The organism is Micromonospora sp. WMMC250 (genome assembly GCF_027460215.1).
GTDB lineage: Bacteria > Actinomycetota > Actinomycetes > Mycobacteriales > Micromonosporaceae > Micromonospora > Micromonospora taraxaci.
The window spans coordinates 7020871-7041914 of sequence record NZ_JAPZBJ010000002.1 but is presented as its reverse complement, the minus strand read 5'-3'; the positions used below and the strand labels follow the sequence as shown (position 1 = coordinate 7041914).

General features: G+C 71.5%; 21 protein-coding genes. 3 read left to right on the top strand and 18 right to left on the bottom strand.

The genetic code is table 11. The annotated features are described in order from the left end of the window. Window positions 1–7: 7 nt before the first annotated feature. From O3438_RS32075 to O3438_RS32060, 4 genes are all read right to left on the bottom strand, one after another. The gene (locus O3438_RS32075) at window positions 8–2551 is read right to left on the bottom strand and encodes a DUF6493 family protein (protein ID WP_269683228.1); all 2544 of its coding nucleotides are present in this window, start codon (window positions 2549–2551) and stop codon (window positions 8–10) included. Window positions 2552–2652: 101 nt separating this feature from the next. After that, on the bottom strand, window positions 2653–4629 hold the full coding sequence (locus tag O3438_RS32070; RefSeq protein ID WP_269683828.1) for an ABC transporter ATP-binding protein: 1977 nt from the start codon (window positions 4627–4629) through the stop codon (window positions 2653–2655). Between the two features lie 114 nt (window positions 4630–4743). Further along, the gene (locus O3438_RS32065; protein ID WP_269683227.1) at window positions 4744–5511 is read right to left on the bottom strand and encodes an enoyl-CoA hydratase/isomerase family protein; all 768 of its coding nucleotides are present in this window, start codon (window positions 5509–5511) and stop codon (window positions 4744–4746) included. 46 nt (window positions 5512–5557) lie between these two features. Further along, window positions 5558–5785 (bottom strand): helix-turn-helix domain-containing protein, encoded by a 228-nt coding sequence (locus tag O3438_RS32060; protein ID WP_007462679.1) that lies wholly within the window; start codon window positions 5783–5785, stop codon window positions 5558–5560. Between the two features lie 214 nt (window positions 5786–5999). Between O3438_RS32060 and O3438_RS32055 the strand changes: the two genes are divergently transcribed. After that, complete coding sequence (locus O3438_RS32055) at window positions 6000–6599, top strand: cadmium resistance transporter (protein WP_269683226.1); 600 nt, start codon at window positions 6000–6002, stop codon at window positions 6597–6599. 19 nt (window positions 6600–6618) lie between these two features. Here the strand turns inward: O3438_RS32055 and O3438_RS32050 are convergent, their stop codons facing one another. Next, complete coding sequence (locus tag O3438_RS32050; RefSeq protein WP_269683225.1) at window positions 6619–8223, bottom strand: ABC-F family ATP-binding cassette domain-containing protein; 1605 nt, start codon at window positions 8221–8223, stop codon at window positions 6619–6621. 265 nt (window positions 8224–8488) lie between these two features. Here O3438_RS32050 and ypfJ point away from each other — a divergent pair, with 265 nt between their 5' ends. Then, window positions 8489–9412 carry a KPN_02809 family neutral zinc metallopeptidase gene (gene ypfJ / locus O3438_RS32045; RefSeq protein ID WP_269683224.1) on the top strand — a complete coding sequence of 308 codons (924 nt, stop codon included), beginning with the start codon at window positions 8489–8491 and terminating at the stop codon, window positions 9410–9412. A gap of 109 nt (window positions 9413–9521) precedes the next feature. Here the strand turns inward: ypfJ and O3438_RS32040 are convergent, their stop codons facing one another. From O3438_RS32040 to O3438_RS31980, 13 genes are all read right to left on the bottom strand, one after another. Then, complete coding sequence (locus tag O3438_RS32040; RefSeq protein WP_269683223.1) at window positions 9522–9887, bottom strand: YybH family protein; 366 nt, start codon at window positions 9885–9887, stop codon at window positions 9522–9524. A gap of 2 nt (window positions 9888–9889) precedes the next feature. Next, entirely contained in the window at window positions 9890–10201 is a 312-nt protein-coding gene (locus O3438_RS32035) for a muconolactone Delta-isomerase family protein (RefSeq protein WP_269683222.1), read from the bottom strand. 72 nt (window positions 10202–10273) lie between these two features. Beyond that, window positions 10274–10927: an acVLRF1 family peptidyl-tRNA hydrolase gene (locus tag O3438_RS32030; protein ID WP_269683221.1), complete on the bottom strand. Its 654-nt coding sequence runs from the start codon at window positions 10925–10927 to the stop codon at window positions 10274–10276. Window positions 10928–10964: 37 nt separating this feature from the next. Next, entirely contained in the window at window positions 10965–11597 is a 633-nt protein-coding gene (locus tag O3438_RS32025) for a LysE family transporter (RefSeq protein WP_269683220.1), read from the bottom strand. Window positions 11598–11959: 362 nt separating this feature from the next. Further along, entirely contained in the window at window positions 11960–12568 is a 609-nt protein-coding gene (locus O3438_RS32020) for a TIGR03086 family metal-binding protein (protein WP_269683219.1), read from the bottom strand. A 203-nt stretch (window positions 12569–12771) separates the two neighbouring features. Continuing rightward, entirely contained in the window at window positions 12772–13236 is a 465-nt protein-coding gene (locus tag O3438_RS32015) for a metal-sulfur cluster assembly factor (protein ID WP_269683218.1), read from the bottom strand. A 299-nt stretch (window positions 13237–13535) separates the two neighbouring features. Beyond that, entirely contained in the window at window positions 13536–14009 is a 474-nt protein-coding gene (sufU, locus tag O3438_RS32010; protein WP_269683217.1) for a Fe-S cluster assembly sulfur transfer protein SufU, read from the bottom strand. Further along, window positions 14009–15313 (bottom strand): cysteine desulfurase, encoded by a 1305-nt coding sequence (locus O3438_RS32005; protein ID WP_269683216.1) that lies wholly within the window; start codon window positions 15311–15313, stop codon window positions 14009–14011. Before O3438_RS32005 ends, sufU begins: the two co-directional genes overlap by 1 nt. Before the next feature lie 20 nt (window positions 15314–15333). Continuing rightward, entirely contained in the window at window positions 15334–16107 is a 774-nt protein-coding gene (sufC, locus tag O3438_RS32000) for a Fe-S cluster assembly ATPase SufC (RefSeq protein ID WP_007462702.1), read from the bottom strand. Next, the gene (locus O3438_RS31995) at window positions 16107–16433 is read right to left on the bottom strand and encodes a non-heme iron oxygenase ferredoxin subunit (RefSeq protein ID WP_145779866.1); all 327 of its coding nucleotides are present in this window, start codon (window positions 16431–16433) and stop codon (window positions 16107–16109) included. The genes sufC and O3438_RS31995 overlap by 1 nt, the downstream gene beginning before the upstream one ends. Next, on the bottom strand, window positions 16433–17578 hold the full coding sequence (gene sufD / locus O3438_RS31990; RefSeq protein WP_269683215.1) for a Fe-S cluster assembly protein SufD: 1146 nt from the start codon (window positions 17576–17578) through the stop codon (window positions 16433–16435). The genes O3438_RS31995 and sufD overlap by 1 nt, the downstream gene beginning before the upstream one ends. Window positions 17579–17675: 97 nt before the next feature. Beyond that, window positions 17676–19106, bottom strand: coding sequence for a Fe-S cluster assembly protein SufB (gene sufB / locus O3438_RS31985; RefSeq protein ID WP_088988557.1), 1431 nt, complete (start codon window positions 19104–19106; stop codon window positions 17676–17678). Then, on the bottom strand, window positions 19103–19891 hold the full coding sequence (locus tag O3438_RS31980) for a helix-turn-helix transcriptional regulator (RefSeq protein WP_442929684.1): 789 nt from the start codon (window positions 19889–19891) through the stop codon (window positions 19103–19105). The genes sufB and O3438_RS31980 overlap by 4 nt, the downstream gene beginning before the upstream one ends. A gap of 98 nt (window positions 19892–19989) precedes the next feature. Between O3438_RS31980 and O3438_RS31975 the strand changes: the two genes are divergently transcribed. Next, window positions 19990–20955, top strand: coding sequence for a COX15/CtaA family protein (locus O3438_RS31975; RefSeq protein WP_269683214.1), 966 nt, complete (start codon window positions 19990–19992; stop codon window positions 20953–20955). Window positions 20956–21044: the final 89 nt, after the last annotated feature.

The window sequence follows — 21044 nt, the reverse complement described above, 5'->3', positions numbered from 1 at the left end:
CGGCCGGTCAGGTGGTCACCGCGGTGTGCAGCCGACGGGCCTCCTTCACCAACCGGCTCGTGCCGCCGCGCGCGGCCACGTCCGCCAGCCCTGCCACCTCGATGCGGACGCCGGTGGCGCCGGCCGTCTCGGCGGCCAGGGCGAGCAGGTCGGGCGTGCCACGCGGGGCGGTCGGCCCGGCCAGCACCGGCGGCAGCGCCGCGGCGAGGAGCCGCCACACACTCAGCCGAGCACCGGCAGCGACCGCGTCCCGCAGAGGTGTCACCGCCCGCGTCAGCGTCACCTGGTTGTCCGCCGCCAACGTGCCCAGCTGACCTCCGACGCCAGGGGCGTCCAGCTCACCGGCCGACGCCAGCATCAGGAGAGCGTCGAGGGCGGCGACCCGATCCGCCTCGTGTCGGGCGCACAGCCCGTACGCCAGTGCCAGGTCGACGGCAGGACCGCCGACGCCTGTGCACTCGGCGAGTTGCGGCAGGACCGCGCCGAGCCCTTCGGCGTCCTCCTGCGCGGCGCTGGCGACACCGGGAAGCAGGCGAGCGGCGACCAGACCCCGATGCCCCGGCAGCAACGCCGGCCACAGGTCACTCCAGTCGGCGGGCCCCTGCCCGATCGGGCGGACCGGCACGGTGAGCAGGCCGATCGGGTCCGCCACGCCCTCCGGCGGACTGGTCGCGACGAGGGTACGCCGCGCGGGCAGATGGTCGTAGCCGTAGTCGAACCCGTGGCGGCGCTCGCGCCGGCCGACGGTGACCACCTCCTGCACGGGCGTCGCCAGGGCTTTCCCGCGCAGCCAGCCGGCCAGTTCGTCCCCGGCGGGCGTGCCGAGCGCCGCGGCGCGGGTGGCCAGGGCGTCGTCCACGCAGACGGGCAGCCGCAGCAGTGCCTGGGTGAGATCCCACCGCCAGACCGGCCGGTCGCCGAGCGCGTCCAACCGTTCGTAGAGCGCCCCCGGGTCGACGGCCCCGGTGGTGGACGTCGGGGCGGCCAGCAGCCCGGGGTCGTCCGCGCCGTCCAGACGCTGCCCGATCTCGGCGAGCCGGGCGCAGTAGAGCTGCGTGAGCGGAGGCTGCGTGGACGGCGCGACCGTCGACCGGCGTCGGAAGAGCCGGTCCCTCCAGGTCACCGACTGCCCGAGGATGCGTGCCCACTGGTCGCGACGATGGTGAGCCTCCGTCGTCGCGGCGACGGCCAGCAGCACACCGTTGAACTGGGCTCTCAGGTTGAACGCCGCCCAGCTGCCGTTGTGCGCGCGGATCTCCGCGCGCCGCAGCACCGGCGGTAGGGCAGCCGCCAGCCCGTCCCGCTCCCGGGTGGCCAGTCGGACCAGCCCGTCGAGGACCCGCTCCAGCGTCAGCGCGGACCACTGTCGACCGAGCAGCCCGGTGATCTCCTCCACCAGCTCGTCCACGTCGGTGATCGGCGGTGGCACGAGCGCGGGCGGCACCGGCGGCGGCAGTTCGTCGCCGCCCACCGCCACGGTGACAGTGGCGATCGGACGGTGGCCGTGTCGCCGCGCCAGGGCCAGCGCGCGGTCCCGCAGATCGGCGGAGGGTTGGGCGGCACCCGACGCCAGGGCCTCGGCGATGTCAGCCACCCGCTCGGGGTTCTGCCGGGCCAATCGGTCCAACCAGGACAGCTGGGCCCGCACCAGGGCCTTCTCCGGTCGACCCAGCACGACCCGCGCGGTGTCCAGCACCGACTCGACGTCCAGGTCGCCGCCCACGTCACGCAGCGTCCGCTGCGCCAGGCCGGCGACCGGCCCCGGCGCGTCGGCCAGCAGCCGCAGGTACGTGCTCGCCCGCGCCGTCACCTCGGCCGGCGTGGGTGCCAGCAGGTCGTGCAGGGTGAGGAACGGACGCAGCGCGGCCGCCCGATCGCCGCGCAACAGGCGGCCGAGAACCCCGTCGAGCAGCGTGGACCGGTCGAGTCGCCCCTCGGCCGCCAGCGCCACCAACGCCGGGGGCACTCCCTGCCCGGCGCCGTTGAACGTCAGGTCGGTGCCGATCCCGTCCACCTCGAACAGCCGGGGCAGCAGAGCGTCCAGGTACGGGTCGGCGCGGAGCCGTTCGACAAGGGTCTGCGGCCGGCTCTCGAATCGCGCCATCCACAGCGACTGCGCCCAGCCGGCGACGAACGCGTCAGCGGTGGGGGGCGGCGCCTTCTCCGCCAGCAGCAGCCCGGCGATGAAGTGCCAACCGTCCCACGAGCGGCTGCGGGGCAAGCGCTCGGCCAGGCGGTACGCCACCTCGGCCAACCACTGCACACCCCGCAGGCGGGCCGCCGCGATCACCGGCTGCGGGTCGGCGTTACCCAACTCGACCGACCGCCGGCCGAGCAGGGCGGCGACCTTGGTGGCGGTGCTCAACGTGCCCACCGCGGCCACCGCCAGGGCGGTCGCCTCCTTGTCCACCCACCAGGTGTCCCGCCGGCCGCGCACATGCGCCGTCAGCTCGTCGCCGAGCGCCCGTCGGGCCGGCTCGTCCAGTGTGCCCAACAGCGCGCCGACGGCGGACACGTCGCCGAGGCTCAGGCACCTGAGGAAGTGGGTCACCACTCCACCCCCACGACGGCGGGCGCGAGCAGGTTCCGGTGCGTCTGCACGGCGCACACCGTAGAGCAACCGACCGACACGAATGCGACGGGCGAGCGCCCTCAGTTCGCGGCGGCCGGCGGCAGCACCTCGTCGGCGCGGTAGGTGCCCAGCGGCATGACCACCGGCTCAGGGCCGGTGGCGTCGACGAACGGAGTGGGCGAGTCGGCGGCAGCGAACTGGGTGCGGTACAGCTCGGCGTAGAGCCCGCCGACGGCCACCAGCTCGTCGTGCCGCCCCCGCTCGACGATCCGCCCGCCGTCGAGGACCAGGATCTGGTCGGCGTCGCGCACTGTGGAGAGCCGGTGCGCGATCACCAGGGCGGTACGCCCGGTCAGCGCCACCGCCAACGCCCGTTGCACGGCCGCCTCGCTCTCCGAGTCGAGGTGGGCGGTCGCCTCGTCGAGGATCACGATCGACGGCGCCTTGAGCAGCAGCCGGGCGATCGCGATGCGCTGCTTCTCGCCGCCGGAGAACCGGTAGCCGCGTTCCCCGACGGTGGTGTCCAGACCATCGGGCAGTGACCGGACCAGGTCGGCCACCTGGGCGCCGGCCAGCGCGGCCCAGATCTCGTCGTCGGTGGCGTCCGGCTTGGCGTAGCGCAGGTTCTCGGCGATCGTCTCGTGGAACAGGTGCGAATCCTGGGTGACCACACCGATCTCGTCGCGCAGGGACGCCAGCGTGGCGTCGCGTACGTCCACACCGCCGACCAGCACCTGGCCGTCGCTGACGTCGTAGATGCGGGAGATGAGCATCGAGAGCGTCGACTTGCCGGCGCCGGAGGGGCCGACCAGTGCGACCATCTGCCCCGGCTCCACGCTGAACGAGACGCCCTTGAGCACCGGTTCGTTGACGGTGCGGTCGAGCGTGGCGACCTCCTCCAGCGAGGCGAGGGAGACCTCGGCGGCGCTCGGGTAGCGGAATCGCACGTCGCGGAAGTCGACCCGGCCGGCCCCCCGGGGCACCGGCACCGCGTCGGGCTTCTCCACGATGCCCGGCGCGAGGTCGAGCACCTCGAAGACCCGGTCGAACGAGACCAGGGCGCTCATCACGTCCACCCGGACGTTGGAGAGCGCGGTGAGCGGACCGTACAGGCGGGTGAGCAGCAGCGCGAGCGTCACGACGGTGCCCGCGCTGACGCCGCCGGTGACCGCCAGCCATCCGCCCAGGCCGTAGGTGAGGGCCTGCGCCAGCGAGGCCACCAGCAGCATCGCCACGAAGAACGTGCGGGAGTACATGGCGGACTGGATGCCGATGTCACGGACCCGTTCGGCCCGGCCGGCGAACCGTCGTGCCTCGATCTCGGGCTGACCGAAGAGCTTGACCAGCAGCGCGCCGGCCACCCCGAACCGCTCGGTCATCGTCGCGTTCATCTTGGCGTCGAGGTTGTACGCCTCCCGGGTGATGTCGGCCAGCCGCCGACCGACCCGACGGGCCGGGATGATGAAGATCGGCAGCAGCACCAGCGAGAGCGCGGTGATCTGCCAGGAGAGGGTGAACATCACCGCCGCGGTGAGCACCAGCTGGATGACGTTGCTGACCACGCCGGACAGGGTGGAGGTGAACGCCCGCTGGGCGCCGAGCACGTCGTTGTTGAGCCTGCTGACCAGGGCACCGGTCTGGGTACGGGTGAAGAACTGCAACGGCATCCGCTGCACGTGGTCGTAGACCCGGGTGCGCAGGTTGAAGATGATGCCCTCGCCGATCCGGGCGGAATACCACCGTTGGGCGAGGGAGAGCAGCGCGTCGGCGACCGCCAGCGCGGCGATGAACAGGGCCAGCCGCACCACGAGTCGGCCGGCCTCGGTGCCGCCCCGGTTGATCGCGTTGATCACGTCACCGGCGAGCACCGGGGTGGCCACACCGATGATGGCGGCCAGCACCACGGTGGCCAGGAAAACGATGATGTCGCGCCGGTAGGGCCGGGCGAAGGCGACGATGCGGCGGGCCACGCCGCGCTTGAGCCGGTGGGTGGCGACCTCGTCCCGGTTGCGCATCGACCGGAGCATGCTCCACCCGGCCATGCCGCCTCCGGACATCGGGTTGGACATCGCTCACCTCCGGGTTGTCGGGCAGACCGCGTCGTCAGGTCAATTCTCCCGACGAGTGTGACAACCTCGGTCGTAACCCGGATCTTCCCGTGCGGTCCTTACCTATTCTCCGCGGCCCGCCAGGTCGCGCAGCCGACGGGTCTGTGCCTCCCGCTCGGCGCGCTGCTGGTCGGCGTGCGACCGCCCAGCCGCGCCGGCGAGCAACGCCTTGATCTCCACCACCGCGTCCCGCGCCCCGGCGAGCAGACCAGCGGTCAGGTCCCGGACCGCCTCGTCCACCTCGACCGGCGGCACGACGAGGGTGGCCAGCCCGATCCGGTCCGCCTCGGCGGCGTCCAACCGGCGGCCGGTCGCGCAGATCTCCAGCGCCCGGGCGTAGCCGACCAGCTCGACGAGACGCTTCGTGCCGGCCAGGTCGGGCACCAGGCCAAGGGTCACCTCGGCCATCGACAGTTTCGCGTCGGCAGCGAGAACACGCAGGTCACAGGCGAGCGCGAGTTGAAAACCCGCACCGATCGCGTGGCCCTGCACGGCCGCCACCGAGATGACGTCCGGACGGTGCAGCCAGGTGAAGCCGGCCTGGAACTCCGCGATGCGCTCGGCACACTCCTGCTCGGGCAGCGTGGCCAGCTCGGCGAACGAGCCCGGGCCGGAAGCACCGGCCACCGCGAGGTCGAGGCCGGCGGAGAACGCACGCCCCTCGCCCCGGACCACCACCACCCGCACGTCGCCGGGCAGGTCGCGGGAGAAGTCGCTCATCGCCCGCCACATGGCAGGCGTCTGGGCATTGAGCACGTCGGGCCGGCACAACGTCACCGTGGCAACCGGCCCGTCGCAGGTCAGCCGAACCCCGGTCGCCTCGGCGGTCACCGGGCAACCCGGGGCGCGGCGCTGGTGGACGACGCTGAGGGGCGGGTCACGCCTTCTTGCGGCGTCGGGCACCACCGCGCTGACGCAGCTGCACCCCGGACTCGGTGAGCACTCGGTGGATGAACCCGTAGGAACGGCCGGTCGAGGCCGCCAACGCGCGGATACTTTCCCCCGAGGTGTACCGCTTTACCAGGTCCTTGGCGAGCGTCTGACGCTCGGCTCCGACGATCCGGCGACCCTTCTCAGTGCTGGTGGCTGTGCCAGTGGCTGCCATGCTGTGTCCTCACGTCCCAGACTGTGCGGTTCGGATACGGTCCCACCTATTAGACCGCCTCGAACGATCATGCGCCAGATATCAACTCTTCGCCAACCGACACGCTATGCAATGTCAGCTTCCCGATAGGGTGATCCTGGCAATCGGCCCCGTCCGGCCTCCGGGCGTACCCCCGAAGGCGACGGCTGTCGCCGACGAGCCGTAACCTGCCGTCGTGATCGACCTGTTCAGCACGGCGGCCGGAGCGGCTGTGGTGTTCGCCGCGACCGACATCGACGACATCGTCATCCTGACGCTGTTCTTCGTCGCGGCCCGCACCACCGGCCGACCCCGTCCGTGGCAGATTGTCGCCGGCCAATACGTCGGAATCGGCGCGCTCGCGCTGGCGAGCGCTGTGGTGGCGGCGGGGTTGCTCGTGGTGCCGGACCCGTGGACGGGGCTTCTCGGCCTCCTGCCGATCGTGCTGGGCGTCCGCGCGCTGCGGCACTCAGACGAGGACGAGACCCCGACCGTCGTCACTGGAACGCTCGGTGTGGCCGGGGTGACGATCGCGAACGGCGCTGACAACGTGGCCGTCTACGTACCCGTCTTCCGAGCCCTCGGCGTGGCCGACAGTGCGGTGTTCCTCCTGGTCTTCGTAATGCTCATTGCGTTGTGGTGCGCCGTCGGCGCCTGGCTGGGCGGCCACCCCCGGGTGGTCCGGGTGGTCGAACGCGCCGGCCACTGGCTGGTGCCGACGATCTTCATCGGCATCGGCGTCGTGATCCTGGTCAGCTCCGGCGTTCTCGGCCGGCTGGTCGACCTGCTCGGCTGAGGGCCGCCCACGAGCTTGATCAGGCCAGCTCGACCAGTTCGAGCAGGTCGTCGCTCCAGGCGTCCTCGTCACCGTCGGGCAGCAGGATCGCCCGGTCCGGCTTGAGCGCGAGCACCGCGCCCGGGTCGTGGGTGACCAGGACGATCGCGCCCGGGTAGTTGGCGATCGCGTCGAGCACCTGCTCCCGGCTGACCGGGTCGAGGTTGTTCGTCGGCTCATCGAGGAGCAGCACGTTGGCGCCGGAACAGACCAGGGTGGACAGCGCCAGCCGGGTCTTCTCGCCACCGGAAAGCACCCCGGCCGGCTTGTTCACGTCGTCACCGGAGAAGAGGAACGCACCGAGGATCTTGCGCAGGTCGGTGTCGGACTGTTCGACGGCGGCGGCGCGCATGTTCTCCAGCACCGTCCGCTCCACGTCCAGCGTCTCGTGCTCCTGGGCGTAGTAGCCCAGCCGCAGCCCGTGACCCGCGTGCACCTCGCCGGTGTCCGGAGTGAGCAGCCCGCCGAGCATCCGCAGCAGCGTCGTCTTGCCGGCGCCGTTGAGCCCCAGGATGGCGACCCGGGAACCCCGGTCGACGGCGACGTTGACGTCGGTGAAGATCTCCAACGAGCCGTACGACTTGGACAGGCCGCTCGCGGTGAGCGGGGTCTTGCCACACGGCGCAGGGCTGGGGAAACGCACCTTGGCCACCCGGTCGGCGACCCGTACCTCCTCCAGGCCGGAGATCAGCTTCTCGGCGCGGCGGGCCATGTTCTGCGCGGCGACGGTCTTCGTCGCCTTGGCGCGCATCTTGTCGGCCTGCGCCATCAACGCGCCGGCCTTCTTCTCGGCGTTGGCCCGCTCCCGGCGGCGACGCCGCTCGTCGGTCTCACGTGCCTCCAGGTACGCCTTCCAACCCAGGTTGTAGACGTCGACGACCGAGCGGGTGGCGTCGAGGAACCAGACCTTGTTGACCACCGACTCCAGCAGGGCGCCGTCGTGGGAGATCACGATCAGGCCGCCCTTGTGGTTGGCGAGGAAGCCGCGCAGCCAGGTGATCGAGTCGGCGTCGAGGTGGTTGGTCGGCTCGTCGAGCAGCAGGATGCCGCCGCCGTTCTCACCGGCGTCCCGGAACAGGATCCGGGCCAGCTCGATGCGCCGCCGCTGACCACCGGAGAGGGTGCCGATGGTCTGCGCGAGCGCCCGGTCCGGTAGGCCGAGATTGGCGCAGATCCGGGCGGCCTCGGCCTCGGCGGCGTACCCGCCCAGGGCGGCGAACTGGTCCTCCAACGCGCCGTAGCGCCGGACCAACTTGTCGTTGGCGTCCTCGGCGAGTTGGGCCTCGATCTCCTTCATCTGCGCCATCAGCACGTCCAGGCCGCGCGCCGACAGCACCCGGTCGCGGCCGGTCACCTCGAGGTCGCCGGTGCGGGGGTCCTGGGGGAGGTAACCGATGGCGCTGCGCTGGTCGATCTGGCCCCCGTACGGCTGCCCCTCGCCCGCGAGCACCTTCAGGGTGGTGGTCTTGCCGGCGCCGTTGCGACCGACCAGGCCGATCCGGTCACCGGGCTGCACCCGCAGCGTGGTGTCGGACAGCAGGATGCGGGAACCGGCACGCAGTTCCAGGCCGGTGGCAGTGATCATGGTGTCGGGCTCGCTCTCGGGGTCTGGAAGGCTGACTCGGGGCACGCGAAACGGCCGGCGGGCTCAAGAGGCCCGACGGCGCGGGGCGGTTCAGCCTTCGCAGCGCAGCACCCGACAAGTGTACCGGGCGCTCACGAACGACCCGCTCGGATTACCGATCAAGATCATCGGGTACCGGAACGCCTGTCCGGACCCCGTCCGGCACTCGATGGACGAAACGACACACACAAGACACTCTCACCGGCATACGGCGATCGGGGTCACCATGGAACTCAACGAGCGGGCCGAGCTCGACACCTCCCAGGCCAACGACCTGGGCCGAGGCAGCGGCGGGTCAGGCGGCGGCATCGGCATCCCCATCCCCGGCGGCGGTGGCCGGGGCGGCATCATCGGCATCGTGGTGGCCGTGCTCATCGCCCTGCTCGGCGGCGGCTTCGGTCTCAACGCCATGACCAACGGCGACGAGGGCGGTCAGGCCGGGGGCGGCGACCTGGACCAGGTGTGCTCCACCGCCAACCCCGACCGTCTCGACGACGCACGCTGCCGCAACCTGCTCTACGTCAACAGCATCCAGGCCTACTGGCAGAAGGCGTACCCGGAGCTGGGCAAGGGCGACTACGAGGCCACCACCACCAACTTCTTCCAGGCCGCCGTGAACACCGGCTGCGGGCAGGCCGACTCGGGCGTCGGCCCGTTCTACTGCCCGGCCGACCGGAAGGTCTACATCGACCTGAGCTTCTACGACGAGCTGGCCTCCCGGTTCGGGGCCAAGGGCGAGTTCGCCCAGCCGTACGTGCTGGCCCACGAGTACGGGCACCACGTCCAGAACCTGCTCGGCACCAACGCCAAGGCCGGCCAGGGCGACCAGAGCGGCCCCAAGTCCGCCTCCGTGCGGCTGGAGTTGCAGGCCGACTGCTACGCCGGCGCCTGGGCCAAGCACGCCACCGAGAGCAAGGACAAGACCGGCCAGGAGCCGCTGTTCACGTCGATCACCCAGACCGACATCAGCGAGGCCGTGCAGGCCGCCGAGGCGATCGGCGACGACAGCATCCAGGAACGCTCCGGCGGCCGGGTCAACCCGGACCAGTTCACCCACGGCACGTCCGAGCAGCGCAAGCGCTGGTTCACCCAGGGGTACGACAGGGGCGACCCGAAGGTCTGCGACACCTTCGGCACCGACCAGCTCTGACGTCCCCCGCCCCACCCGACCCGCCCCGTCAGCGCCGATCACGCTGGCGGGGCGGCTGTCGCTCCAGGGCCTGTGTCAAAGTCCTCGGCCAGGGGCTTCGACGCAGGCCCTAATCGAGCTTCGAGACCTGGTAGTGCGCGATCAGCCAGTCGTCGTCGACCCGCCGCACGACCACGGCGAGGTGCACGCTCAGGGTAGGGCGGTCGGTGAAGCCGAACCGCACATCCAGGTACCCGAGGACCAGGTCGTCCGCGAACCGGCGGACCTCCCGGATGTCGTACGCGGCGGTCAGGCCGAGCGGCTGGGCGGCGTAGTACGCGGCGACCCCGGCCCGGCCGACGGTGTACGGACGCAGCCCCTGGAAGATCGCGTCCTCGGTGAAGGACGACGCGACGCGCTCCGGCTCGTGGGCGTCGACCGCCGACGCCCACCGGTCGAGGACGGTCCGCAGGATCTCCATCTCGCTGCTGGCCATGGTCACCGCCCCGGCTGCCGGGGCGGCTGACCCGGGTCGTTCGGGTGCGGTGTCAACGGCGTGACGGTCTCCCGCCGCCACGCCCGCAACGGCATCGACGCGAGCACCGCCTCCAGGGCCTCGGCGTCGTCGGCCTGGAACAGCCCCCAGGTACGCCACTCCCCCGGCGCCAGCGGCGGTCGCCACAGCCGCAGGAGGCTGCCCTGCGCCGTCAGCTCGGCCGAACGCGCCGCCTCCCGCGCACGCATCGCGGCGACCTCGTCCTCCGACGTGCCCTCCGGCACCGTCGTCACCATGTCCACCAGAAACTCCACGTGCCCATCCTCCGTCCGGCGGCACGGCGGCAGGCTCAGAACCCCGTTTCGCGTGGCGGTCGTCTCCCGACCTCAGCCGGGTTCCGGGTCGCGCAGCCGGATGTGCACCGCCCGCGCCGCGGTCACCGCCGCGACGAGCACCGCGTGCCGTGGCTCCGGCACGTCGAGCAGCCGCTCCGCGCGCAGCGGCACGAGCGGGGCCAACCGCCGGTCGGCCAGCACCGTGTCCACCGCCCGCCGGTCCCCGCCGCAGACCACCGCGCTCAGCCTCGCCACCTCCGGCAACAGCAGCCGTACGGCCAGGTCGGCGGCGTCACCCATGGCGGCCTTCGCCTGGTTGTCGCGCCGCCGGGCGAACCGCTGCTGTGACCATCCCCCCGCTGCGGTGCGCCCCTGCACGTGACGACTGTCCACCTTGGAGACGACCAGGTCACCACCCTCGGCCACCCCGACAGCCACCGCGCCCTTGCGGGCCAGCAGCAGGCCGATCCGGCGGGGCGCCACAGCGGCGGCCACGAACCCGGCGACGTCGTCGCCGGCCGGCGCACCGGGTGGGGCGTACACCTCGGCGGTTGCCCCGTCGTCGGCGGTGAGCAGCAGCCCGTACTCCCGCACCGTGGTGGTGTGCGGGCCGTGCCGGTCGGCGAAGCCCTCGACCCAGCGGCCGACGCGGGCCGGGTCGACCTCCACCCAGCGGCCACCTCCGGCGGCGGGTCGACTGGTCATCGCCCGACCGTACGGCACGGCCGGCTGGGCGGGCCGCTCAGCCCGGCAGCAGTGCGACCACCGCCAGCGCGGCGATCAGCGCGCTGGAGACCAGGCCGGTGACCAGCCGCCCACGCGGGCTGCTCAACGCCCGACCGACCACGGTGCCGCCGCCGACGATGAGCAGCTGCCAACTCGCCGACGCCAGGAACACGCCCGCCACGAAGAGCGCCGCCGCGCCCGCGCCCGCGCTGGCGGTGTCCCGACGACCGAGCACCAGCGCGGTGAAGTACAGCACCGTCGCCGGGTTGAGCAGGGTCAGCCCGAGCAACGCCGCGTAGGCCCGCCCCGGAGTGCTCAGACCCCCGCCGACGGGTGCCGTCGGCGTCCGCCGTGACCGGTGCGCGGACCAGGTCCGCCACAGGCCGTGCGCGGCCAGGCCCAGCAGGACGACGGCCGCGACCACCCGAAGCGGCCCGGCCACCGGCGCGACGAACCCGGCCAGCCCGGCGCCACCGAGAGCGGCGACCGCCGCGTAGAGACCGTCGGCCGTCGCCACCGCGAGCGCCGCCGCGGCACCGACCCGAAACGAGGTACGGGCGCTGAGCCCCAGGATGAGGATCGCGATCGCGCCGACCGGGATGGCGACGCCGTAGCCGGCCACCAGACCGGCGAGGAACGCCCCGGTCACGGCCGTCGGTGGCGCGTCGAGGCTCGCCGCCGGACCGGCCGCTGTCGACGCACGGCAGTCGCCGCACGGACAGGGACCTGCATCGGGTACGCCTCAATCACACGCGCATCCTGCGCGCCGAAGCCCCGCCCCCGCCACCGCTTTTCCCCGCCCCGCGCCCCGCGCCCCGCGCCCCGCGCCCCGCGCCCCGCGCCCCGCGCCCCGCGCCCCGCGCCCCGCGCCCCGCGCCCCGCGCCCCGCGCCCCGCGCCCAAGATCGTCACAACATCGGGGATGTTGCTGCCTCCGACGCGCGGGAGACACCAACATCCCCGATGTTGCGCGGATCTCGGCGACGAGGACTCGGCGCTGGGCGGGGCTCTGTCAGCCCTTTTCGGCGGACCACTGGGGGTCGCGGCCGAGGTAGGCGAGGAGGGCGCTGACCTCGTCGGCTTCCGGGCCGGTGGTGAGCGCCGGGGCGTACGCGCCGTAGTTCCGGAGCGGCTCGACGATCTGCCGAGCGACCACCAGCAGGGGTCGGGCCAGGTCGTCGCCGAGCGGGGACGGCTGGCCGGTGGCCGCCGCGATGTCCCACGCGTGCACCGCCGCGTCGAGGGCGCACGCGACGGCACCGACGTGGGCCGGGAGCTTGCCCTGGGGCAGCGGCGTGGGCACCTGCGGGTTGTCGTCGGCGACACTCGCCCAGGCGCGGGCGGATGCGTCGAGGGCGGCGTGCAGGTCGACCAGCTTGTCGCCCTCGATCCGGCCGGAGGGCGCGAACGGGTCCTCCGTCGGCCCGGGCCCACCGACGATCGCCGACGCGAAGGCGAGCTGGTCACCTGTCGCGTGCTGGAGCACCTGGGTGACCGTCCACCGCTCGCACGGGGTGGGCCGGTCCCAGGCGTCGGCCGGGACCCCCTCGACGGCCGTCCGGAGCGCCGTGTGCGCCTCGTCGAGCACGATCCGCCACTGCGCCGCTGCCATGTCGCTCATCGTCCTGACCCCTCCGCCGATCCCGTCATACGAGCGGTGTTCCCGCCCGCCTTCGGAGCGGAACGTTCCGCTCCATTTGGTGGGTTCAGCTTAGCAGACCGGAACGATCCGTTCCACAAACGGAGCGGACAGGATTCGGAAAGCATCGAGCGCGGCACCCCGGACGGGGTACCGCGCTCGAAGATGGTCGAACGGAAGTCGGGTCAGACGTTGAAGCCGAGGGAACGGAGCTGGTCCCGACCCTCATCAGTGATCTTGTCCGGGCCCCACGGCGGCAGCCACACCCAGTTGATCCGGATGTCGTTGACCAGACCGCCCCCGGGGCCGGTGGTCAGCGCCTGCCGAGCCTGGTCCTCGATCACGTCGGTCAACGGGCAGGCCGCCGAGGTGAGCGTCATGTCCAGGGTGGCGACGTTCTCGTCGTCGACGTGCACGCCGTACACCAGACCCAGGTCGACCACGTTGATGCCCAACTCCGGGTCGACGACGTCCTTCATCGCCTCCTCGATGTCGGCGATCATGGCCTTGCTGACGCCGCCCGCCGGGGTGCCGGCGTCGCCGGCCTCCGGCGTCGCGGCGTCGTTGGTCGTCACGGCGTCGGTCTGCGGCGTCGCGGTGGCGTCACCGGCCTCCGGCGTCGCTGCGGTTGCCGTGTTCTCGCTGCTCATGCCATCACTCCGCTTCGCTCCGTGCCACCACCGGGCAGCACTGCGCTGCACCAATTGTTCTCGCTCATGCCGTCACTACGCTGCGCTCCGCGACGCCACGAGGCTGCGCTGCACCACCGATTCACTCGCTGACGCTCGCTCATGCCATCGCTCCGCTGCGCTCCGCGACGCCATGAGGCACCACTGCGCTGCACCACCGATTCACTCGCTGACGCTCGCTCATGCCATCGCTCCGCTGCGCTCCGCGACGCCATGAGGCACCACTGCGCTGCACCACCGATTCACTCGCTGACGCTCGCTCATGCCGTCACCTCCGGGTTGACGCCCACGCCGGCACGTGCTGCGGCGTCCTTGAACGCCATCCACGGCAACAGCGCGCACTTGACCCGGGCGGGATAGCGGGCCACACCCGCGAAGGCCACGCCGTCACCGAGCACGTCCTCGTCCGGCGTGACCTGGCCACGTCCGGACATCAACTCCACGAACGCCTCGTGCACCTCGAATGCTTCCCCGGTGCCCCGACCGCGCAGCAACTCGTGCAGCACGCTCGCCGAGGCCTGGCTGATCGAACAGCCCATCCCGTCGTACGAGACGTCGTGCAGGACCGTGCCGTCGGTGGCCACCCGGACGGTGACCTCGTCACCGCAGGTGGGGTTGACGTGGTGAGCCTCCGCGACCCGGTCGCCCGAATCCTCGGCGTCGCGCAGTCCACGCCCGTGCGGGCGCTTGTAGTGATCCAGGATGATCTCCTGGTAGAGCTGGTCGAGCTGCATCAGTCGAACACCTTCTTCACCTGCTCCAGACCGGCCACCAGAGCGTCGATCTCCTCCGTGGTGGTGTAGAGGTAGAACGAGGCCCGGGTCATGGCCGGGACGCCGAACCGGCTGCACACCGGCTTGGCACAGTGGTGACCCACCCGCACCTGCACGCCGAGCGAGTCGAGCACCTGACCCACATCGTGCGGGTGCACGTCGCCGAGCGCGAACGAGATGGTGCCGCCCCGACCCACCGGCACGGTCGGGCCGAAGATCCGCAGGTCCGGCACCGAGGCGAGGGCGTCCAGCGCGTACGCCGTCAGCTCCTTCTCGTGCCACTGGATGGCCCGCATCCCGACACCGGTCAGGTAGTCCACGGCCGCGCCGAGCGCGACCGCCTCGGCGATCGGCGGGGTGCCCGCCTCGAACCGGGCCGGCGGCGCGGCGAACGTCGAGCGGGCCATGGTGACCGTCTCGATCATCGAGCCGCCACCCATCACCGGCGGCATGGCCGCCAACAGCTCGCCCCGGCCCCAGAGCACGCCGATGCCGGTCGGACCGCACATCTTGTGACCGGTGAACACGATGTAGTCGGCGTCCAGGTCGACCACGTCGATGGGCAGGTGCGGCACCGACTGCGAGCAGTCCAGCAGCAGCAGCGCACCCACCTCGCGGACCCGGGCGGTGATCCGCGACGTGGCGTTGACCGTGCCGAGGATGTTGGACGTGTGCACCAGCGAGACGATCTTCGTCCGTTCGGTGACCAGGTCCTCCAGGCCGGACTCGTCGAGCCGGCCCTGGTCGGTGACCGGGAACCAGCGCAGAGTCGCGCCCGTCCGCTCGCAGAGCAGCTGCCACGGGACGATGTTCGAGTGGTGCTCCATCTCGGAGATCACCACCTCGTCGCCGGGGCCGAGCCGGAACCGGCTGTCGGCGTCCGGGCGCAGCGAGGCGTTGGAGAAGGCGTACGCCACGATGTTGATCGCCTCGGTGGAGTTCTTGGTGAACACCACCTCGTCGACGCTCGGCGCGTTGATGAACGCGGCGACCTTCGCCCGCGCCCCCTCGTACGCCTCGGTGGCCTCGGTGCCCAGGGTGTGCACCGAGCGCGAGACGTTGGCGTTGTGCCGCGCGTAGTGCTCGTCGAGCACGTCGAGCACCTGGCGCGGTTTGTGGGAGGTGTTGGCGCTGTCGAGGTAGACCAGCGGGTGCCCGTTGATCTCCCGATCGAGGATCGGGAAGTCGGCGCGCACCCGGGCCACGTCGAAACGCGGCACGTCGTCGTACTGCGGCATCCCCTCGGGGATCGCGATGCTGGTCATCTCGGCAGCGCCTCTCCCGCTCAGGCCTTGGCCGTGCCGGCCCCGGCGGCGTACCGCTCGTAGCCCTCGGCCTCGAGCTTGTCGGCCAGCTCCGGGCCGCCCTGCTCGACGATCCGGCCGGCAACGAACACGTGCACGAAGTCCGGCTTGATGTAGCGCAGGATCCGCGTGTAGTGGGTGATCAGCAGCACGCCGGTGTCGCCGGTGTCGCGGACCCGGTTGACGCCCTCGCTGACCACGCGCAGCGCGTCCACGTCGAGGCCCGAGTCGGTCTCGTCGAGGATCGCGATCTTCGGCTTGAGCAGCTCCAGCTGGACGATCTCGTGCCGCTTCTTCTCACCACCGGAGAAGCCCTCGTTGACGTTGCGCTGGGCGAACGCCGGGTCCATCTGCAGGCGCTCCATCGCGCCGCGCAGCTCGCCGCCCCAGGTGCGCAGCTTCGGCGCCTCCCCGTCGATGGCGGTCTTCGCGGTCCGCAGGAAGTTCGCCACCGAGACGCCGGGTACCTCGACCGGGTACTGCATGGCCAGGAAGAGGCCAGCGCGGGCACGCTCGTCGACGGTCATGGCGAGCACGTCCTCGCCGTCGAGGGTCACCGTGCCGCCGGTGATCTCGTACTTGGGGTGACCGGCGATCGAGTACGCCAGGGTGGACTTGCCGGAGCCGTTCGGCCCCATGATGGCGTGAGTTTCGCCCGACTTCACGGTCAGGTCGACGCCGGCCAGGATCGGCTTGAGCTCACCCTCGGGCAGCTTGACCGACACCTTCAGGTCGCGGATCTCCAGGGTGCTCATTATCGGGTCACTCCATTACTCGGCGTCAGGCTGAGGTAGATGTCGCCGTCGCGGACTTCGACGGGGTAGACGGGGACGGGTTCGGTGGCGGGCAGCCCGCTCGGCTCGCCGGTGCGCAGGTCGAAGCGCGAGCCGTGCAGCCAGCACTCCAGCGTGCAACCGTCGACCTCTCCCTCGGAGAGGGCGACCGCGGCGTGCGAGCACTCGTCGTACGCCGCGTAGAAGTTGCCGTCCTCGCCGTGCACCAGGGCGATCGGAGTGCCGTCGACATCCGCGCTGATCGCGGTGCCCTTCGGCACGTCCTCGGTGGAGCAGATCCGGATCATCAGGCGCCGGCCTTGGTCAGCCGGGCCTCGATCGCGTCACCGAGACGCTCGCGCAGCGACTCCACCGGGATCTTGTTGATCAGCTCGGCGAAGAAGCCACGGACCACCAGACGACGGGCCTCACCCTCCGGGATCCCCCGGGCCATCAGGTAGAACAACTGCTCGTCGTCGAAGCGGCCGGTCGCGCTGGCGTGGCCGGCGCCGGCGATCTCGCCGGTCTCGATCTCGAGATTGGGTACGGAGTCCGCCCGCGCGCCGTCGGTCAGCAGCAGGTTCCGGTTGATCTCGTACGTGTCGGTGCCGGTGGCCTCGGCCTGGATCAGCACGTCGCCCACCCAGACGGTGTGCGCGTCCGCGCCCTGCAGGGCGCCCCGGTAGCCGACGTAGCTGCGGCAGTCCGGAACGTTGTGGTCGACCAACTGCCGGTGCTCCAGGTGCTGGCCGGAGTCGGCGAAGTAGACGCCGTACAGCTCGGCCTCGCCACCCCGACCCGTGTATTCCACGCTGGTGAACTGCCGGACCAGGTCACCGCCGAGGGAGACCTGGATGTGGACGACCTTGGCGTCCCGACCCAGCTTGACCTTCAGGTGCTGGGCCTGGACCGCGTCGTCGGCCCAGTCGGCGATCGTGACCAGGGTCAGCTTCGCGCCGTCGGCGACCAGCACCTCGACGTTGTCGGCCAGGGTGGCCGACCCGACGTGCTCCACCACCAGCGTCGTCTCGGCGAAGCGGCCCACCTCGACGAAGGTGTGCCCGAACGCCGGCTGCTCGGCGCCCGTACCGACCACCCGCAGGCGCACCGGCTCACCGAGCACCGCCTCGGGGTCCACCCGCACGAGCAGGGTGTCGGCGGCAGCGCCGTAGGCCAGCGCGCTGACCCGGTCCACCGGGGTCAGCACGCTTCCGACCCGCTCGTCGTCGCGGCCGATCCGGGTGATGGTCACGCCCTCGGGCAGGTCGCCGTGCTCGTGCCGGACCGCACCGGCCGCAGCCGGTACGTCGCCGGCCAGACCGCGGAGACGCTTGAGCGGGGTGAAACGCCAGTCCTCCTCCAGGCCGGTGAGGGCCGGGAAGTCGGCGACGTCGTACGAGCGCAGCGCCTGCGACTTGGTGCTGGGCGGCGGCGCGGAAGCCTGGGTAGTCATCTCTTCCTTGGTCTGTCATGGATCGGAGGGTCGAAGCGGGCTGGACCGGACCCGGCGTACCGGGTCCGGGTCCGGCCATGGCCGGGCGGAGGCGGCGTCAGCCGACCGCGCCCTCCATCTGAAGCTCGATCAGACGGTTGAGCTCCAGCGCGTACTCCATCGGGAGCTCCTTGGCGATCGGCTCGATGAAGCCACGGACGATCATGGCCATCGCCTCGTCCTCGCTCAGGCCCCGGCTCATCAGGTAGAAGAGCTGGTCATCGCTGATCTTGGAGACGGTCGCCTCGTGCCCCATCGCCACGTCGTCCTCGCGGATGTCGACGTACGGGTAGGTGTCCGAGCGCGAGATCGTGTCGACCAGCAGGGCGTCGCACTTGACGGTGCTCCGGCTGTGGTGCGAACCCTCCAACACCTGGACCAGGCCGCGGTACGAGGTGCGGCCGCCGCCACGGGCGATCGACTTCGACACGATGGTGCTGCTCGTGTGGGGCGCGGCGTGCACCATCTTGGCGCCGGCGTCCTGGTGCTGACCCTCGCCGGCCATCGCCACCGAGAGCACCTCACCCTTGGCGTGCTCGCCGGTCATGTAGACCGCCGGGTACTTCATCGTCACCTTGGAGCCGATGTTGCCGTCGACCCACTCCATGGTCGCGCCCTCGTGGCAGACGGCGCGCTTGGTGACCAGGTTGTAGACGTTGTTCGACCAGTTCTGGATGGTCGTGTACCGGCAGCGCGCGTTCTTCTTGACGATGATCTCCACGACCGCGCTGTGCAGCGAGTCGGAGGAGTAGAGCGGCGCGGTGCAGCCCTCGACGTAGTGCACGTACGCGCCCTCGTCGACGATGATCAGCGTCCGCTCGAACTGGCCCATGTTCTCGGTGTTGATCCGGAAGTAGGCCTGCAGCGGGATCTCCACGTGCACGCCCTTCGGCACGTAGATGAACGAGCCACCGGACCACACGGAGGTGTTCAGCGCGGCGAACTTGTTGTCGCCGACCGGGATCACCGTGCCGAAGTACTCCTTGAAGATGTCCTCGTGCTCCCGCAGCGCCGTGTCGGTGTCCAGGAAGACGACGCCCTGCTCCTCAAGGTCCTCACGGATCTTGTGGTAGACGACCTCGGACTCGTACTGTGCCGCCACACCGGCGACCAGCCGCTGCTTCTCCGCCTCCGGGATGCCCAGCCGGTCGTAGGTGTTCTTGATGTCCTCCGGCAGGTCCTCCCAGCTGGTGGCCTGCTTCTCGGTGGACCGCACGAAGTACTTGATGTTGTCGAAGTCGATCCCGGTGAGGTCCGCGCCCCAGGCCGGCATCGGCTTGCGGCCGAACAGCCGCAGGCCCTTCAGGCGCAGGTCGAGCATCCACTCCGGCTCGTTCTTCTTGGCCGAGATGTCCCGCACCACCGCCTCGTTGATGCCGCGCTGGGCAGCTGCCCCGGCGGCGTCCGGGTCGGACCAGCCGTACTCGTACCGACCCAGGGCGGCGAGCTGCTCTTCCTGGGTCAGGGGCTGGACGATCTGCTCGGTCATTTATCTGTCCTCACAGTGGTGACGGGATTACCGGATTGAACACGGCCCGGCTGGGTCGGGATGTGCGTGGTGCACACCCCGTCGCCGTGCGCGATGGTGGCCAGGCGCTGCACGTGGGTGCCGACCAGACGGGAGATCACCGCGGTCTCGGCCTCGCACAGCTGGGGAAACTCGGCGGCCACGTGCGCCACCGGGCAGTGATGCTGGCAGAGCTGACCGCCCGAGGCGATCGTGGTCGCGTTGGCAGCGTAACCCTCGGCGGTGAGCGCCGCGGCGAGTGCCTCGGCACGCGCGAGGGGGTCGTCGCCGGCGTCCTCCATGGCCGCTCGGCAGCGGGACTCAAGAGCGGAAACCTGCTCGGCGGCGAACGCCTCCACCGCGTCCGAACCGCCACTGCGGGCGATCCAGCGCAACGCGGCGGTGGCCATGTTGTCGTAGTGGTGTGTGCCACAGCGGACGCGGCCGGCCTCGGTCAACCTGAACACCTTGGCCGGACGTCCCCGGCCACGGCTGCCCTGAACGGTCTGCTCGCGGGCGTAGACGTCACCGTCGGCGAGCATCGCGTCCAGGTGTCGGCGGATCGCCGCCGGGCTGAGCCCGAGGGCCACCCCGAGCTGCGCGGCGGTGGTGGCACCCCGCTCCAGCAGCAACTGGGTGACCCGGTCCCGGGTGGAGATCTCGGCGGCCGTGGCCCCTGACGTGCTCACGACGGGCGCGGACGTGGGCGCACCGACAGCCGGACCGGCCGTCGGCTGCTGCCCGGAGAGCGCCGCCGCGTTTTTCACAACGCCAACGTTACGTAATTGCCCGGACTGTCGCAAACCCGGGTCCCGGTGATCCGAACCACCGCGTCGCCGGAGTCGGACGAACCTCGATCACTACGGTGCGTAGGATTTGCGCCGTGAACCGAATCGCCCGTCCGGTCTCCGGCACCCTGCTGCGCCGCCTCGCGCTCACCTCGATCATCGCGAACGTGGGGATCGTCGTCACCGGCGGGGCCGTCCGGTTGACCGCCTCGGGCCTCGGGTGCCCCACCTGGCCCCGCTGCACCGACGACTCCTACGTCACCACACCCGAGATGGGCGTGTACGGGGTGATCGAGTTCGGTAACCGGATGCTGACCTTCGCGGTGGGCCTCATCGCGCTGGCCACCCTGCTGGCCGTGCTGGCGCACCAACCCCGCCGACGCGGGCTCCTCCCGCTGGCCGTCGCGGTCTTCCTGGGCATTCCCGCCCAGGCGGTGATCGGTGGGATCACCGTGCTCACCAACCTCAACCCGTGGGTGGTCGGGCTGCACTTCCTGGCCTCGATGGCGGTGATCGCCGCCGCGTACGCCCTCTGGCGGCGCATCGGCGACCCCGACGGCCCGACCGTGCCCACCGTGCCCACGCCGCTGCGCACGCTGGCCCGGGTCACCACCGGCGTCAGCGTCGCGGTACTGGTCATCGGCACCTGGGTCACCGGCAGCGGTCCGCACGCCGGCGACCACGGCGCAGCCCGCAACGGGCTCGACCCGGAGTCGATCTCGCAGGTGCACGCGGACGCCGTCTTCCTGCTGATCGGCCTCTCGGTGGCGCTGATCTTCGCGTTCCGCGCCGTCGGCGCGCAGCGCGCCACCCGCGCCGCGATCGTCCTGCTCGCCGTGGAGCTGGGTCAGGGAGTGATCGGCTTCGTGCAGTACTTCACCCACGTGCCGGCCCTGCTGGTCGGGGCGCACATGCTCGGCTCCTGCCTGGTGCTGCTGGCGACCCTGTCCGTGCAGTGGTCCACCCGGGAACGTCGGCCGGTCACCCCGACACCCCAGGCCACCCGGGCCGACGCCGCCACCCCGGTCCCCGTCACCGCCTGACAACGCCCCGCACCCCGCCCGCGCCCCGCGCCCGCCCAAGACCCGAAGCGGGTCCCGAACGCCCGCAGGCGTCAAGGTCACGCTCGATC